Here is a 16025-nt window from a genome sequence, read left to right on the forward strand (position 1 = left end):
TCAGCGCCTTTCGGGGGACGTCGAGAACATCGACAGCATGCGGCGGGTGACGGCGAAGCCACCGAAGATGTTCACGCTCGTCAGCAGGATCGCCGCGAAGGACAACACGGTGACGACCACGCTCTCGTGCCCGATCTGCAGCAGTGCGCCGATCACCACGATCCCGGAGATCGCGTTGGTGACCGACATCAGCGGGGTGTGCAGCGCGTGGTGGACCTTGCCGATCACGTAGTAGCCGATCACCACGGCGAGTGCGAACACCGTGAAGTTCTCTGCCAGTTGGGCCGGGGCGAGGCCGACGACGGCGAACATCGCCGCCAGGCCCACACCGATCAGGCCGAACCGGGCCACCGGGGTGAGCCGGGACCGTTTCGGCTCCACCGGCACCTCGGCGGCGGTCGGCCCAGCGGCGGGGGCGGCCGAGACGGCCACCGGTGGCGGCGGCCAGGTGAGCTCCCCCGCCCGGACCACGGTCACCGCGCGCTGGACCACGTCGTCGAAGTCCAGCACCAGCCGGCCGTCCTTGCCGGGCGTCAGCAGCTTCAGCAGGTTGAGCAGGTTGGTGCCGAACAGCTGCGAGGCCTGGGCGGGCAGCCGGGACGCGAGATCGGTGTAGCCGATGATGGTGACGCCGTTGTCGGTGACCACCGCGCGGCCCGCCACGGTGCCCTCGACGTTGCCGCCCTGCGCGGCGGCCATGTCGACGATGACGCTGCCGGGCTTCATCACCGCCACGTCGGCGGCGGTGAGCAGGCGCGGGGCCGGCCGGCCGGGGATCAGCGCGGTGGTGACGACGATGTCCACGTCCCGGGCCTGCTCGTGGTACAGCTCGGCGGCCGCGCGGTCGTAGTCGGCGGAGGTGGCCTTGGCGTAGCCGTCGGTACTGGCCTCCTGGGTGACGTCGACGGCGAGGTACTCGCCGCCCAACGAACGCACCTGGTCGGCGCTTCGGGCCGCGGGTCGGTCGCGCGGACGATCGCGCCCAGACTGGAGGCGGCGCCGATGGCGGCGAGGCCGGCCACGCCGGCGCCGGCCACCAGGACCTTCGCCGGGGGGACCTTGCCCGCGGCCGTCACCTGGCCGGTGAAGAAGCGCCCGAACACGTGGGCCGCCTCGATCACCGCCCGGTAGCCGGCGATGTTCGCCATCGAACTGAGCACGTCCATCGACTGCGCCCGCGAGATCCGCGGCACCGCGTCCAGCGCCAGTGCCGTGAGCGGGCGGGAGGACAGCTCCTCCAGGAGGTCGGGCCGCTGCGCCGGGGCGAGCAGGCCGGCCACGGTCGCGCCATCGCCCAGCCGGGCGATCTCCCCGGTTGACGGCGCGTTGACCTTGAGGACGGTGTCGGCCGCCCAGGCGTCGCCGATGCTCGCTCCGGCCTCGGCATAGGCCTCGTCGGTGAAGCCGGAGGCCGAGCCGGCCCCGGACTCGACGACGACCTCATAGCCGAGGGCGAGCAGGCCGCGCACGGTCGACGGGGTGGCCGCGACCCGGGTCTCGCCCGGGGCGGACTCGGTGACCACTCCGATGCGCTGCGGGGAGTGGTGGTGTGCAGAGCCGTGTGCAGACATCTCTCGTGGCTCTCTCTTCGTCGCAGGAGCTGTTGACGGGGATCCGCGATCGGGGGAGTGCTCCCCTTGGCCGCAGGAACCTACACGTCCGGGCGCGGCCGGCGCAGGGGTCTGGACCGTGACATGTTTCACCTCAACACGGGTCGGCTCTGCGGGTTTGGCTCGCCGGAGCTGACGCCGTGTCAGTTCAGTTCACCACGGTGGGCCCGGTAGAGCCGTCTCGGCTCACCGCGTTCGCAGGTCCCGGCCCCGGCTCCCACCGCGCGGCCGCCCCCTCCCCTGTCACTCCGACGCGGTCTTCGGCACCCTTGCCGATCGCCCGTGCCACGCCCGCCCATGGCTCCGGGATCACCCGGACGGCCCGTTGCGCGGGCCGGTGACGAGCGGTCGGCTACGTCCTGGCCCGGGCAGGGGGTGGGCGGTCCGGCTACGGCTTGGCCTCGGGCAGGGGGTGGGCGGTGAAGAAGGCCGCGATCGTCTGCGCGGAGTCGATCGGGCCGACGCTGGCGCCAGGACCGCTCGGTGCGGTGGCAACCGTCCAGGTGTGTCCGCCGCCGGCGATGCGGTCGTTGACGACCACCGACCCGTCGGCACAGCCCGACCACGTGGTCTGGGTGACGTCGGCGGTGAGGGTCTGCTCGGCTCCCGCGCCCGTGCACTTGTCGCGCCGGCGCCACAACTGGAGCCACGCGTCGGTCCCGTACAGCCTGCGGGCCGGGTTGCCGTCGTAGGGAATGACCCAGTCGCTGCTGCCGTGCAGGTTGAGGACCGGCAGCGGGTGCCCAGTGGCGGTGCAGTGGTTGCTGTCCTGGTAGAACGCACCGGAGATGGTGGCGACGGCCGCGACACCGCTGATGGTGCAGGCGGCCGACGCGGCGAAGCCGGCGCCGTCCGACTTGCCGGTCAGGTCGATCCGGGTGGCGTCGACGCAAGGTGCCTGCGCCAGCCATCGCACCAGGTCATTGGCGAACTCATAGTCGTGCGCGGAGTCCCCGAGATAGGGCGTGGCCTCCCAAGTCGACTTCGCACCCTCTCCGTTCAGGCCCTGGGCATACAGCACAACGGCGTTGACACCGTCGAGCCGCGAGTACGCCTCCAGCTCGCTGTCGGTCTCGCCCCGGCCGGGGAAGGCGATGATCGCGGGCAGCTTCGCGCCGGCGGTGCCGGCGGCGGTGGCGGCGGTGGCGGCGGTGGCGGCGGGCGGCAGGTGCTCGATGAACGTCCTTGACTGCCCGCCGACTTGGATCGTGCGGGTGGTCGCGGAGTTCGGGGCGCCTGCACAGGCCGACCCACCGCTCACCGCCACCGTCGGGCCGGCCTGGGTCGCGCCGGCGGACGCCGAGTCGGCGGACGACGGGCTGACGGACGACGGGCCGGCGGAGGCCGAGTTGGCGGACGCCGAGCCGGCTGAGCAGCCCGCCGACGAGCCGACCGCCAGCGCGGCGACGAGCCCGGCGGCCAGGCCGGACGCCGACCGGCGCAGCGGGAGGTACCGACGCGCCTCAGGTCGAATCTGGTGTCGCAAAAGTGTGCGCCTCTCTTTGGTTGACGGTGCGTCAGACATCCGTCGACGGCCGGTCTTCTCGCGGCCGGCGCAGCAGCGTCGCGGTGCTCGCACACAGCTCACGCAGGTGCTGCCTGGTGAGCTCCTCGGCTGCGACCGGCTTCCGGTCCCGCACCGCCTCGAAGATCGCCCGGTGCTGGTCGCGGTCGTGGACCCGGTCCTGGATGAGTCCGCGCAGGGTGCGCTGCTCCCCGCGCCGCGCCGCGAGCAGCGAGTCGACGACCTCGAACAGCATCGGATTCCCGGACGCGGCGGCCAGTTCCCGGTGGAAGTTGCGGCCTCGGGGCACCCGCGACTGCGTCGCGATCTCCACCGCGGCTGCCAGCTCGGCCAGTTGCTCGTCGGTACGGTTCCGGGCGGCGAGCGCGGCGATGCTCGGTTCGATCGCCAGCCGCGCCTCGACGAGGTGGAGGATCTGCTCGTCCCGGATGGGCACGGAGTTGGGATTGGGCAGCACCGTCCGCCGCACTCCGGGACCGACGAAGATCCCGGAGCCGTGCCGCAGTTGGACGGCATCCGTGGCCTGCAGCCTGCGCAGCGCCTCCCGGATCGTGGGCGGTGTCACCCCGAACCGCTCGGCCAGGCCCCGCACCGTGGGCAGGCTGTCGCCGGGGCCGAGCCCCTGCTCGGCGATCAGGTCGAGCACGCCGGTTGCCAGCCGCTCCGCCAGGCCGGCCGGATGCCGCGCCTGGTCATCCGCTCCACCGGTTGCCATGACCGAATCCCCCATTCAGCAATTGACCAAGTGACTATATCAATTCCCGCCAGAGGGCGAGGACGACATGGGATGCGGTCGCATCCGAGCCCTGCTCGTGGGGATCCCGCCCCGACGAGCCCGGTCCGGGCGATCCTGATCGGCCGCCCGCCCTGCCGACGATTCTCCGGCGCAGGACACTGGTACTCCGGCGGCATATCGCGATCTTCATGGGTTCTGGGCAGCTTGTCGCTGAGAGCGCAGGACAACACCGAGAGGAGCGCTGAGCAGTGTCTACCGCGTCTAGTGAAGTGGCCGGGGGCCGTCGGGTCGCCGTCGTGACCGGGGGCGCCGGTGCGATCGGCGGTGCGATCGCCTCGCGGCTCGCTGCCGATCACACCGTGGTCGTGCTCGACCGGACGGGTGACGTCCCGGTCGATCTGGGTGATCCGGACGAGGTGCGCCGGGCGGCGCAGGCGGTGCTGGATCGCTATGGCAGGTGCGATGTGCTGGTCCACTCGGCCGCGATGGCCACCTTCGGGCCGTTCGAGGATTTCGAACTCGACCTGTGGCGTCGGATCCAGGCGGTGAATGTGGAATCGGCGCTGCTGCTCACCCAGGCGTTCACGCCGGGGATGCGCGAGCGAGGTTTCGGCAGGGTGGTCTTCATCGTGTCCAACACGTTCTGGCGTCCGTCAGGCGCGCACATGCTCGCGTACGTGGCGTCCAAGGGGGCGCTGGTCGGCATGACGCGCACCCTCGCCGTCGGGCTGGGCAGCCAAGGGATCGCCGTCACGGCTGTGGCCCCCGGGCTGACGCGGACTCCGGCGACCGGCGTGGTGCCGGCGGAGGAGTTCGAGGACGTCGCAGCGCAGCAGGCGCTGCCCCGGCCGCTCACCCCCGACGACACCGCGGCCGTGGTGGCGATGCTGGTCGGCGACGACGCCGCCGCGCTGACGGGCCAGGTCATCACCGTCGACGGCGGCCTGGTGATGCGCTAGGAACGCACCCCCGCACGCGCCGGGCCCGCGCGCGCATCCGCATCGCCGGCCTCGACGACTACCTCGACGACTACGGAGAAGGGTTCGAAGTCCGGCTGTCGTCCCAGGTGTCGTCAGGCGTGGACAGCAGCCAGCCCTGCTCCTCGGCACATCGCCGGGCGCTTCCCAGCAGGCGTGTCACGGCGGCGGGCCGCGTGCGCGCGGACCACAGGATCGACCACTCCACGCGAATCTCCGGACGGACGAGCCGACACGCGGCATAGCCGCGATCGGCTGCGGCGGTGTGGTAGGCGAACGAGGCGGGCGGCAGGCCGATCTCCCGGTTGGCCCGCAGCCGGGCGACCATGGCCTGGGGAGGCGGGTCGGCGAAGATCTGGATGCGGGGCTGGAAGCCGGACTGCTCGCAGGCGGCAACGACGCGGTCGTAGGAGCCGGGCGCGAGTTCGCGCGGGAACAGGAGCACCGACTCGTTCTCGAGGTCTGCGACCGGGACGGGGTCGGTGCCGGCGAGGCGGTGGTCCTTGCCGCACAGCAGGGCGAGCGGCTCCGACCGCACGACAGCGCTGCGCACCCCCTTCATCGGCTCGGGGAAGAGGGCGATTCCGACGTCCAGATCGCCGGCGAGGACGCGGCCGGGGATCTCGGAGCTGCGATCAGCCGCGGCGCGATGCCCGACGGGCAGGCCCTGCAGACGCACATGGTCGCCGAGAACAACCGGCTCGCCTCCCGCAGCGTCTGGGACGGCACCATCGCCGGGACCGGCCGTGCGGCCGACTTCACCACCCTCGACTTCTTCCGCGTCGAGGACGGGCTGATCGTCGAGCACTGGGAGTCGGTCGACTGGGTGAGGGCATATCAGGCATTCGAAGGCGGCCGAGCGACTGATCCGCGCGGCCGGGTTCGACCCCGTCAAGGCCGGCGGCCTGGCCGCCGGCGGACGCATCGAGGCACCCGGCGGCGACCTGCACCAGCTCGGCTTCAACGGCGAGGTCGTCGACCTCGACCGGGCACGAGCTGCTGTGTGATCTTCGGGATCCTCGGGAGCAGCTGACCGCTCCGCAGCGGTGGGCAATTCACCAATTCTGGCCGGGCTCGGTGCCGCAGCAGGCCGGCCGCTTGCCGAGCAATGCCCGCCCGGCCAGGCGGCCGGCAGGGCGTCCGGCCCCGGGCCGGTTCAGGGTTCGCGTCGCAGGGCGAGCACGGCCGCGTCGTCGTTCAGCCCGTCGGTGGCCCAGGACTGCACGTCGGCCAGCAGCTGGGCGAGGAGGGCGTCCGGCTCCGCGGCGGTGAGATCGCTGGCCAGGCGGGCGGCGAGGGGGTAGAAGTCGCCGGCCGCGTTCCTCGCCTCGGCCACCCCGTCGGTGTAGAGGAGCAGCAGGTCGCCGCGGTGGAGGTTGAAGCTGCTGCTGCGGTAGGGCTCGCCGGTCAGTGCGCGCAGTGCCAGCGGTGGTGCGAAGGCGGGCGGCTCCAGTGCTGTCACCACCCGGGAGCGGTGACGCAGCAGCGGGGGTGGGTGGCCGCAGTTGACGACCTCGGCTGGACCGGTCGCGGCGGGGATGCCGAGGAGGACGGCGGTGACGAAGCGCTCGGCCCTGGGGCGGTTGGCGAGTGCGGCGTCCAGGCGCTCGGCCAGGCGGGCCAGCTCCGGCTCGGTGCGGGCTGCCTCGCGGAACACCCCGAGCACGTCGGCGGCGGTCTCCACCGCCGCCAGCCCCTTGCCCTGGACGTCGCCGAGCAGGATCCGGATGCCGTGCTCGGTCTCCAGGACCTCGTACAGGTCCCCGCCGATGCGGGCCTCGGCCGCGGCGGCCAGGTAGCGCACGGCGATCCGCAGCGCTCCCACCCGCGCGGGCACGGGGCGCAGCAGGGCGCGCTGGGCGGCCTCCGCGACGGTACGGACCTGGAGGAGCTCGCGCTCGCGCGCCCGGACCAGCAGGGTGGTGGCCGTGCTCGCCAAGGTCACCGCTGCCACCGCGGTCAAGGTGGCGAGTTGGACGGCGAGCGGCACATCCGGGTTGGCCAGCGCGAGCAGGGCCGCTCCCGCCGCCGCGAGGACCCCGGCCGCCGCCGGCACTCTCGGTGAGCGGGTGCCCGCGCTGGCCAGCACCGGGAGGCAGGCCAGGACCGGCGAGAGGGTCGACCCCGGGCCGGTGGCGAGATCCACCAGCACCGCGAGGGCGACCAGCCCGTAGGAGCCGAGTAGCAGGGCCTGCCGGCGGGCGGACAGGCCCGAGGGGAGCAGCCCCTTCCCGGTGTCCGGTTCGGGCATGGTCGCCTCCAGGTGGTTGCGCACCGGCTTCCTCTCCTCACTGTCGTTCGCCAGCCGGGCTGCGGCCACCGGGTCGACCGGCCGGCCCGCCCGACTACCCAAGGTCATCGCCCGTCAGATCCGCTCCGGGGGGCCGATGGCTGCCGGTTGCGCCTCGTTCCGGCCTCGCCCGGAGCGGTCGCGGCTGCCGCCGGTGGGGGTAGCCGTTGGCTGCGCGCCAGATCGCCCAACCGTCATACCGGTCACCACGCCGCCATGACGTTCCCGCCCCCGCCTGTCGGATCCTGCGGTGATCCCGCACCGCCCCTGTGGCGAACAAGAGTGCGGCACGCCTGGAGTCAGGGCGCGGCGCACCCGGGATCCGGTCCGTCCAAGCCCGCTCAGGCCCTTGAGGAACAACTCATCCGGCTCTTACGCGCGTGCTACCGATCGCTGCGCATGATGGAAGGGAGGTCGCCCCGCCCGGTGGGTCAGGGCCGGGACGGTTCCCCATCGGCTTCTCGGCACGCACCACATGTGGGACTGTCATGAGCACTCACCAGGATCCCGGGGCCCCGGCCCCCTCCGACAAGTCAGGCAGCGGTGGCCAGGTCGGCCCGCCCGGGGGCTGGGGGCCGCCGCCGCCCCCGGACGCTCCCCCGGCCGGGCCGTACGGTTCGGCGCCGCCGCCGATACCCCCGCACCCGCCGAGCCCGCCGGCTCCCGGCTACGGCGACGGTGCGGTGCCGCCGCGGCGGCACCGGGTCAGCAGGTACCTGGTGCCGCTGGCGGTGGCGGCCGTGGCCGCGGCGGTGGGGATCGGTGTCAGCCGGGCGTTCTGGCAGTCGCAGGCGCCCCAGGCACCGGGCAGCGCGTCGGCACCGGCCGTCCCGTCCAGCGGCAGCGGGGCCGGAGCGACGGACGCGTTCGCGAAGGCCGATCCGGCGCTGGTGGTCATCAACACCGTCCTCGGCTACCAGGGCGCCGGGGCGGCCGGCACCGGGATCGTGCTCGGCTCGAACGGCGAAGTCCTCACCAACAACCACGTCATCGACGGCGCCACCGCGATCACCGCGACCGACCTCGGCAACGGCCGCACCTACACGGCGAGCGTGGTCGGCTACGACAGCACCGGCGACCTGGCGGTCCTCCAACTGCAGAGCGCCTCCGGCCTGCCGACCGCCAAGACCGCCGACTCCTCGAAGGTCGCGGTCGGCGACCCGGTGACCGCGATCGGCAACGCGGGCGGCACGGGCAGCGCGACGGCGGCCGCCGGCACCGTGACCGCGCTCGACCAGTCCGTCATTGCGAACGACCCCGGCAGCGCGACGGCCGAGCAGCTGACCGGGATGATCCAGGTCGACGCGGACGTCCAGCCCGGCGACTCGGGCGGCGCACTCGTCGACGCCACCGGCGCCGTGATCGGCATCGACACCGCCGGGTCCGACACCAGCGGCGGCGCGCAGCAGCAGGCTGCGCCGCAGGGGTTCGCGATCCCGATCGACACGGCACTGCCGCTGGCCCGGCAGATCATGGCGGGCAAGGCGGGCCCGGAGATCCACATCGGGCCGACCGCCTTCCTCGGGGTGCAGATCGCGACGGCATCGGGCACCGGGGCGGGCTCGGGCGCACCGGTCGCGGGCGTGATCACCGGTACCCCGGCGGCGCAGGCGGGGCTCGCCGCGGGCGATGTGATCACCGCCGTAGACGGCCGGCCGGTCGACTCCCCGGCCGGGCTGACCACGATCATGGCGAGCAGCACCGTCGGCAAGCCGCTCACCGTCCAGTGGACCGACGCCACCGGGGCCTCGCACAGCGCCACGGTCACCCCGACCACCGGGCCGGCCGGCTGAGACCCGGCCGGCCTCACTCCGGCACACCAAAGTTCTGCTTATGAAACGGGCCGCGCCGGACCGACGACTCCACGTGACCTATGTCAGGGCCCGGTCACCAATGCCGTCGCGCCTCCGAGCCATAAGTCACGCTTGGTCAAAGGCCTATGAATCATCGTTAGACATCAGGGCACGGTCGGCTCGATGTTGGCAGCATGACGTCTCCCACTGCGCCCGGCTCAGTCGTCGCCCGGGTCACGGCAAGGATCGACGACCTCATCGCCGACATACGCGAGGTGATCCAGCGCGGCCTGTCACCGGAGTTGACGGCCCATCTGGTCGGCGAGCTGCTCGCTCCCGTGCTCAGCACCGCGGACCTGCTCACCGCCGAGCAGCGCGAGGGCGATCCCGACCACTACCGGCAGCACGTGCTGCACGCCGAGCCCGACGGCAGCTTCTCGATCGTCGCGCTGGTCTGGCTGCCCGGCCAGCAGACCCGGATCCACGACCACGTCTCCTGGTGCGTCACCGGTGTGCACGAGGGCCAGGAGCAGGAGCGCCGCTACCGGCTGATGACCGACGGGCTGACGTCCCGGCTGATCCCGACCGAGGACGTGGTGAACCCCACCGGCGCGATCGCCGCGTTCGCGCCGCCCGGCGACATCCACCGGGTGCGCAACTCCTGTTCGAGCAAGGCGATATCGATCCACGTCTACGGCGCGGACATCGCCCGGCTCGGCACCAGCATCCGGCGGACCTACCGCGCCCCCGAGAGCGAGCAGTGAGCTCTCCCTCGGCAGCGGGCAGCCGCCCCGAAAGGACAACCTCCCCGTGAACCACAGCAGTACAGCGCACGACATCGCCGTCGTGGGTGCCGGAGCCGCAGGCACCCTGACGGCGCTGCGGCTGCTCCACAACGCGGCCGCCGACCGACCCGCACCGGCCCGGATCTGGCTCATCGACCCCGAAGGGCGGCCCGCGGGCCGCGGACTGGCCTTCGGCACCGATGCGCCGCACCACCTGCTGAACGTCCCGGCCGGCCGGATGAGCGCCCACCGGGACGACCCCGGCCACTTCGTGCGCTGGCTCGGCGACCGCGCCGGCGAGCACGACTTCGTGCCCAGGGGACTGTTCGGGCAGTACCTCGCCGAGAGCCTGGAGGCAGCCGGCAACCAGCGCGACGTCCCCGACCTGATCCGGGTGCACGACCGCGTCATCGGCATCACCCACCAGCCGCAGGCCGCCGCACCGCTGAGCCTGCGGCTGGGCTGCGGCCAGTCGCTCGACGTCGCCGCCGCCGTGCTGGCGCTGGGCAACTTCGCGCCCGGCGTGGCCTGGGCGCCGCCCGCGCTGCGCTCCTCGAGCCGGTTCCTGGCCGACCCCTGGGTACCTGACGCCCTCGCGGCGGTGCCCGAGGACCGCGATGTGCTGCTCGTCGGGACCGGCCTGACCATGGTGGACATGGCGCTCAGCCTGCAACGCCCCGGCCGCGTCGTGCACGCGCTGTCGCGGCACGGCCTGGTACCCCGGCCGCACGCCACCACCCCGATCACCGACCTGCCCGCCCCCGAACTCGACGCCCGCCCTGGACTGGTCGCGCTGCGCCGGGCCGTGCTGCGCCACATCTCCTACTGCCGCCGCGTCCACGGCGACTGGCGGGCGGGAGTGGACAGCCTGCGGCCTGTCACCAGCGCCCTGTGGCAGCAGCTCTCGACCACCGACCAAGCCCGGCTGCTGGCTCGGGACCTGCGCCTCTGGGAGACCCACCGCCACCGCATCCCGCCGGTCAGCACCACGGCGCTGCGCACCGCCACGGACGCAGGCCTGGTCAGGATCGGCCAGGGCACGGTGGCCGACGCCGCGCCCGCCGCGCCCGCCGCGCCCGCCGCGGGCTCCACCGGCGGCGGCATCGAGGAGATCGACGTCCGGTTGGACAACGGCCGCCGGCTGCGGGTTGGCGCGGTACTGAACTGCACCGGCTCCGACGCCGACCTCACCCGGACCGACGACCCCCTGGTCACCGACCTGCTGACCAGCGGCCTCGGCACGCCCGCCCCCATTGGCGGTGGCTTCGACACCACCCCCGACGGCCGACTGCGCCCCGCCGGCACCCGAGCACCCGCACCCCTGTGGACGCTGGGCTCGCTGCGGCGCGGCAACCTGCTGGAAACCACCGCCATCCCCGAGATCCGCTGCCAGGCCGACGACCTCGCCCTGCTCCTGCTGGACCGCACCGCGGCGGCACCGCCGAGCGACACCGCACCGGCGCAGGAACCGGCCCAGGCATCGGCGTACTGACCTGCGTGAGCCCTCAACCGGCATGGGCGCACCTGAGGGCCTGCACAGGTGCGAGGATCCGGGGATGATCCACACCATCAACACCGTGCGGCACCACGACTGGTCCAAGGTCAGGGAGTTGCGGCTGGCCGCGCTCCGCGACCCCGTCGCGCACCTCGCCTTCCTGGAGACGCTGGAGCAGGCCGAGGCCAGACCCGACGAGCTCTGGCAGGCCCGCGCCGAAGCCTCCGACGAGGGGAGGTCGCTGCGGCAGTTCGTGGCGGAGCGCGCCGACGGCGAATGGCTCGGCACGATCACGGCGCGCGTCGAACTGCCCGGCGACGGCACGGTCTTCGGAGAGGTGCCGACGGTGCCGCAGACCCACCTCCTCGGAGTCTTCGTCCGGCCTGCGGAGCGCGGCTCCGGCCTTGCCGAGGAGCTGGTCGGCGCCGCCCTGGAGTGGTCCTGGTCGCTCGCCGAGCCCCGCATCGAACGGGTCCGCCTCCACGTCCACGAGGACAACGCCCGCGCCGAGGCCTTCTACCGCAAGGTCGGCTTCGAACCCACCGGCACCAAGGTCCTCGTCTCCCTCGACGCCCCCTCCCCCTGCTTCCACGAGATCGAGCTCGCCATCGCGCGAACCGAGCGGTAGCCGGGAGATCCTGCCGCCGGCGGGACGGGGCGAGGATGGAGGTATGGACGAGCGAGCGGGGCTCGCCGCGGATGGACCGGTGCCCGAGGTTGCGGCCGGATCGACGCGAGGGTCCCTGCGACGGGATCTGGCCGGCCCGTTGCGCGGGCTGCTGGCCGGGCAGTGCCTGGGGCAGTGCGGTGACGGGCTGGCGCAGATCGCCTTCGCGCAGTTCGTCCTCTTCGACGTGGGCCGGGGCGCCACACCCGGACGGATCGCCGCGGTGCTCGCGGCGACGCTGCTGCCGTTCAGCCTGGTGGGCCCCTTCGCCGGGGTGCTGCTGGACCGCTTGGACCGGCGGCGCACGCTGGTCGCGGTCTCCGTGCTGCGCGGACTGCTGGTCGCCGTCGGGGCGGTGGTCGTGGCGGCGCGGTTGACGGCGCCGGCCTATCTCGCGGTCATCCTGCTGCTCTCCTCGTCCCGCCTGGTGCTGACCGCGAAGGGCGCCGCGCTGCCGCGCACGGTGCCTCGGCAGCGGCTGGTCCCGGCCAACGCGCTCTCGGCGCTGGTCGGATCGTCGGCGGCGTTCCTCGGCGCAGTGGCCGGCTCGCTCTTCGTCGGCCGGTCGGTGGTGGCCGGGTTCTTCGCCGCGGGCGTGCTCTACGCGGGGGCGGCGACGGTCTTCGCCACCCTGCCGTTCCTGGGGCCCGATCGGGCGATCTCGCCGGGCAGACGCCGGGCAGCACCCTCCACCGAGCAGAGCCCGGGGCCCGATCAGGCAATCTCCCCGGACAGGCACCCGGCAGCACCCCCCACCCCGCAGAGCCCGGGACCCGATCAAGCAATCTCCCCGGACAGGCACCCGGCAGCACCCCCCACCCCGCAGAGCCCGGAACCCGATCAGGCAATCTCCCCGGACAGGCACCCGGCAGCACCCCCCACCCCACAGAGCCCGGGACCGGCGGACTCGGCCGAGCAAGTCCTGCACCGACAGCACGGCGACGCCGCCTTCACCCGGCTGCTGCGCACGGTGGCCGACCTCGCCGAGGGCGTGCGGGTGGTCACCCGCACGCCGGCGATCCGGCGACCGCTGCTCGCGGTGGGGGCGCACCGGCTGCTGCTCGGCGCGGGGTTCGTGGTGCTGGTGCTGGTCGCGGACTCGCAGTACCGGCTGAAGGCCTCCGGCTACGGCATCGCCCTGGCCGCGACCGGCATCGCCACCTTCACGGCGAGTGCGGCCGCGCCGGCGCTGGCGTCGCGGTACGGGGCCCGCGCGCTGTTGCCCGCCGCGTTCCTGCCGGCCGCCGCGGCGGCGTATGTCGGCGGGCTGTTCCCCTCGCTCTGGGTGCTGGTGGTGTGCGTGGCGGTGGGGGCGTTCGCCTTCCAGGTGCTCAAGGTGTGCGCGGACGCCCTGATCGGCGGGGCCACGCCGGATGCCGCACGCGGGCGGGTGTTCGCGCTGTACGACCTGCTCTACAACCTCGCCTTCGTCTTCGCCGGGCTGGCGATGGTCCCGTGGTGGCACGCGGGGCGGGAGCGGGCGCTGCTGTGGTGGGTGGCGGCGGGGTTCACGGCGGGGTGGGCGGTCATCGAGCTGGCCGATCACGGGAAGCTGCGGTGGCGGCGCAGCCGCCGCGCGAAGCGGCGCCGCGGTCCGCGTCTGCGCCTCGGGGACCGCCCCCAGCTGCGCGGCCGCTGTGCCGCCCTCCTCGCGGGCGGGCTGCCCGCGCTCGCGTTCCCCGCGCCGGCGTGGTGGTGGCTGGCGTGGGTGGCGCTGGTCCCGTTGCTGCTGGTGGTCCGAGCGGCGCCGACTCGGCGGGAGGGCGTGATCCGGGCCTGGTGGGGCCTCGGCGGTTTCGAAGTGGCCACGCAGTACTGGCTGTTGCCCAGTATCGGGCCCGCGCTCGGGCTGCTGGCCGTGCTGCTGGGTGCGCTCTGGCTGCCCTGGGGCTGGGCGGTGCACCGACTGCTGGCGGCCCCGCTCACCGGTCGGCGGGCCGCCGCCGCGCTGCTGGTCGTGCCGAGCGCGTGGACCTGCGCGGAGGCCGTGCGCTCCTGGCAGAGCCTCGGCGGCCCGTGGGTGCTGCTCGGCGCGACCCAGTGGAACCGGCCGGACCTGCTCGCCTCGGCCTCGTTGGGCGGGGTGTGGCTGACGGGCTTCCTGATCGCGCTGGTGAACACCGCGGTGGTCATCGCGCTGATCAATCGTCAGCTCGTCAGGCACGTAGCCGTGGTGGTCCTGTTGGCGGTCGCGGTCGGCCCCGTCTGGTCCGCCGTGCGCCCCACGCTCCCCGCCGCCGGGAGCGTGCGGATCGCGGTGGTGCAGCCCGGGGTGCTGACCTCGCCGACGGACCGCCAGTCCTGGGAGGAGACCACGACCGCGCAGCTGAGCACCCAGCATCCGGACCTGGTGATCTGGGGCGAGAGCAGCCTCGGCTACGACCTCACCGCCGACCCTGCCCTGATCGCCGGCCTCCAGGGCCTCGCCCAGCAGGTCAACGCGGACCTGCTGGTGAACGGCGACGCCACGATCCCGGGAACCTCGAGCGCCTACAACACGTCCGCCCTGATCGCGCCCGACGGGCTGGTAGGCGAATACCACAAGATCCGCCTCGTGCCGTTCGGCGAGTACATCCCGCTGCGGCCCGTCCTCGGCTGGGTCGCCGACTTCAGCAAGGCGGCGCCCACCAACCGTGTACGCGGCGACCAGACCACCGTGATGCACAGCGGCTCGCTCGCGTTCGGCCCGCTGATCTGCTTCGAGTCCGCCTTCCCTGACATGGCCAGAACCGAAGTCGCCCACGGCGCACAGCTGTTGGTGTATCAGACCTCCACCTCCACCTTCCAGGGCAGCTGGGCGCAGCCCCAGCACGCCTCGCTGGCAGCGGTGCGGGCCGCCGAGACCGGGCGGCCCGCGGTGCAGGTCGGGCTCACCGGCGTCAGCGCGGTGTTCGACGCCCACGGGCGGCAGCTGGCCTGGCACGGGGCGGGCTACCGCGGTGCGTTCACCACGGACGTGCCGCTGGTCTCCGGGAGCACGCCTTACCAGCGCAGCGGTGACTGGATGCTGGCGGTGGCGTTCACGGCGCTGGCGGCCGGGGCGACCTCGGCGGTGTTCCGGGCGCGGCCTGACGAACGCTGACGCTCGGCGCCCCCGCCCGGCCCACCAGGCAGGCGGGCAAGCTGCGGCCAGTCGGTCAGCCCCGCAGCAGCCCGCCCACGATGCCGCCGATCGCGCCGCCCTCCCCGGCGGCCACCGCGCCCTCGCGTGCCAGGTAGGGCTCCAGCGCGTGCGCCAGGTTGGGCAGCGGCATGCTCTGCAGCCAGATCTGGCCCGGTCCGGTGAGCGCGACCAGGTGGTAGCCGTCACCGCCGAAGATCTTGTTGGCGATGCCGGGCACCCTGGTGATGGTGAACTGCACCTGCTGCTCGAACATCCCGACGTGGCCGGGGTGGACCAGCATGGTCTGCCCGGGGCCCAGGGTGTACTGGCTGAGCTCGCCGGAGAGCTCGATCCAGGCCCGCCCCTGGCCCTCCAGGCGCTGCAGCACGAAGCCTTCACCGCCCCACAGTCCGCCCCGGAACGACTGCTGCAGGGCGATCGTCGGCGTGATGCCCGGGGTGCCGCAGATCCACCCGTGCCGGTGCACCAGCACCCCGCGTCCGGGCGCCACGTCCACCGGGACGATGTGCCCTGGCACCTTCGCCGCGAACGCCACCAACCCGGCGCTGCCCTGGGCCTGGTAGCGCGTCAGGAAGAGCCCGCCACCGCCGACCGCCCGCTTCAGCGTCCCCAGCAGGCCGCGCCCGCCCGGCCCCCCGGTGTTGGTGGTCTGCGACATCTGCACATTGGCGGTCATCCACGACAGCTCGCCGTGCGCCGAGATGACCTCCTCCCCCGGTCCGAGCTGGATCTCCAGCACCGGCATGGTGCTGCCCTTGATGTCCGCCTGCATTCCGTCCGCCCCCTGCTGTCGGCCAACTGCCCCCGCTGCCCGTCATTCTGCCCACTTCGGGGCCGGGTGCAGCCGTTTGGGACAAGACCGGTACAGAGTGCGGAAGCTGCCATGACCTGATGCGCGGCCGACATGGTTGCTGATGTGTGGCCGACATGGGTGTTCAGGTGAACTGAGCAAAGTTGTACAGCCATCTTCACGTTTGCCAGCCATCTTTTCGTCATATCCCCGTCGTTTGAGGGCTGTTGGCC

General features: G+C 73.3%; 11 protein-coding genes and 1 pseudogene. 6 read left to right on the forward strand and 6 right to left on the reverse strand.

Annotated elements, in window-relative coordinates; all coding sequences use genetic code 11:
* The 3 genes and pseudogenes from P3T35_RS24310 to P3T35_RS24320 form a co-directional block, all read right to left on the reverse strand.
* Nucleotides 1–1571: pseudogene (locus tag P3T35_RS24310) on the reverse strand (Re/Si-specific NAD(P)(+) transhydrogenase subunit alpha).
* 427 nt (nt 1572–1998) lie between these two features.
* Nucleotides 1999–3096 carry an acyl-CoA thioester hydrolase/BAAT C-terminal domain-containing protein gene (locus tag P3T35_RS24315; RefSeq protein ID WP_107503378.1) on the reverse strand — a complete coding sequence of 366 codons (1098 nt, stop codon included), beginning with the start codon at nt 3094–3096 and terminating at the stop codon, nt 1999–2001.
* A gap of 31 nt (nt 3097–3127) precedes the next feature.
* Nucleotides 3128–3850 carry an FCD domain-containing protein gene (locus P3T35_RS24320; protein ID WP_101384211.1) on the reverse strand — a complete coding sequence of 241 codons (723 nt, stop codon included), beginning with the start codon at nt 3848–3850 and terminating at the stop codon, nt 3128–3130.
* A 317-nt stretch (nt 3851–4167) separates the two neighbouring features.
* Here P3T35_RS24320 and P3T35_RS24325 point away from each other — a divergent pair, with 317 nt between their 5' ends.
* A complete protein-coding gene (locus tag P3T35_RS24325) occupies nt 4168–4830 on the forward strand; it encodes an SDR family oxidoreductase (RefSeq protein ID WP_280707705.1) in 663 nt (220 codons plus the stop codon).
* 70 nt (nt 4831–4900) lie between these two features.
* On the opposite strand, the gene P3T35_RS24330 is transcribed toward P3T35_RS24325, so the two are convergent.
* On the reverse strand, nt 4901–5656 hold the full coding sequence (locus P3T35_RS24330; RefSeq protein ID WP_280707706.1) for a LysR family substrate-binding domain-containing protein: 756 nt from the start codon (nt 5654–5656) through the stop codon (nt 4901–4903).
* A 348-nt stretch (nt 5657–6004) separates the two neighbouring features.
* Nucleotides 6005–7207, reverse strand: a complete 1203-nt coding sequence (locus tag P3T35_RS24335; protein ID WP_280707707.1) for a PP2C family protein-serine/threonine phosphatase — start codon at nt 7205–7207, stop codon at nt 6005–6007.
* 419 nt (nt 7208–7626) lie between these two features.
* Between P3T35_RS24335 and P3T35_RS24340 the strand changes: the two genes are divergently transcribed.
* The 5 genes from P3T35_RS24340 to lnt all read left to right on the forward strand — a co-directional run bounded on the left by P3T35_RS24340 (nt 7627) and on the right by lnt (nt 14960).
* Nucleotides 7627–8931 (forward strand): trypsin-like peptidase domain-containing protein, encoded by a 1305-nt coding sequence (locus P3T35_RS24340; RefSeq protein WP_143677019.1) that lies wholly within the window; start codon nt 7627–7629, stop codon nt 8929–8931.
* A 194-nt stretch (nt 8932–9125) separates the two neighbouring features.
* Nucleotides 9126–9695, forward strand: a complete 570-nt coding sequence (locus tag P3T35_RS24345; protein WP_101384208.1) for a cysteine dioxygenase family protein — start codon at nt 9126–9128, stop codon at nt 9693–9695.
* A gap of 46 nt (nt 9696–9741) precedes the next feature.
* Nucleotides 9742–11208 (forward strand): FAD/NAD(P)-binding protein, encoded by a 1467-nt coding sequence (locus tag P3T35_RS24350; protein WP_101384207.1) that lies wholly within the window; start codon nt 9742–9744, stop codon nt 11206–11208.
* 64 nt (nt 11209–11272) lie between these two features.
* Complete coding sequence (locus P3T35_RS24355) at nt 11273–11839, forward strand: GNAT family N-acetyltransferase (RefSeq protein WP_101384206.1); 567 nt, start codon at nt 11273–11275, stop codon at nt 11837–11839.
* Between the two features lie 43 nt (nt 11840–11882).
* Nucleotides 11883–14960, forward strand: a complete 3078-nt coding sequence (gene lnt / locus P3T35_RS24360; protein ID WP_107503377.1) for an apolipoprotein N-acyltransferase — start codon at nt 11883–11885, stop codon at nt 14958–14960.
* A gap of 55 nt (nt 14961–15015) precedes the next feature.
* Here lnt and P3T35_RS24365 read toward each other — a convergent pair whose 3' ends face one another.
* Nucleotides 15016–15774 (reverse strand): AIM24 family protein, encoded by a 759-nt coding sequence (locus P3T35_RS24365; protein ID WP_101384205.1) that lies wholly within the window; start codon nt 15772–15774, stop codon nt 15016–15018.
* Nucleotides 15775–16025: the final 251 nt, after the last annotated feature.

The sequence above is a fragment of the Kitasatospora sp. GP30 genome (assembly GCF_029892145.1).
Taxonomy (GTDB): Bacteria; Actinomycetota; Actinomycetes; order Streptomycetales; family Streptomycetaceae; genus Kitasatospora; species Kitasatospora acidiphila.

Excerpts from the sequence above, each read along its gene's own strand:
- P3T35_RS24365 (WP_101384205.1), bottom strand. The coding sequence starts at position 15,774 with ATGCAGGCGGACATCAAGGGCAGCACCATGCCGGTGCTGGAGATCCAG.
- P3T35_RS24340 (WP_143677019.1), top strand. The coding sequence starts at position 7,627 with ATGAGCACTCACCAGGATCCCGGGGCCCCGGCCCCCTCCGACAAGTCA.
- P3T35_RS24355 (WP_101384206.1), top strand. The coding sequence starts at position 11,273 with ATGATCCACACCATCAACACCGTGCGGCACCACGACTGGTCCAAGGTC.
- P3T35_RS24335 (WP_280707707.1), bottom strand. The coding sequence starts at position 7,207 with ATGACCTTGGGTAGTCGGGCGGGCCGGCCGGTCGACCCGGTGGCCGCA.
- lnt (WP_107503377.1), top strand. The coding sequence starts at position 11,883 with ATGGACGAGCGAGCGGGGCTCGCCGCGGATGGACCGGTGCCCGAGGTT.
- P3T35_RS24320 (WP_101384211.1), bottom strand. The coding sequence starts at position 3,850 with ATGGCAACCGGTGGAGCGGATGACCAGGCGCGGCATCCGGCCGGCCTG.
- P3T35_RS24345 (WP_101384208.1), top strand. The coding sequence starts at position 9,126 with ATGACGTCTCCCACTGCGCCCGGCTCAGTCGTCGCCCGGGTCACGGCA.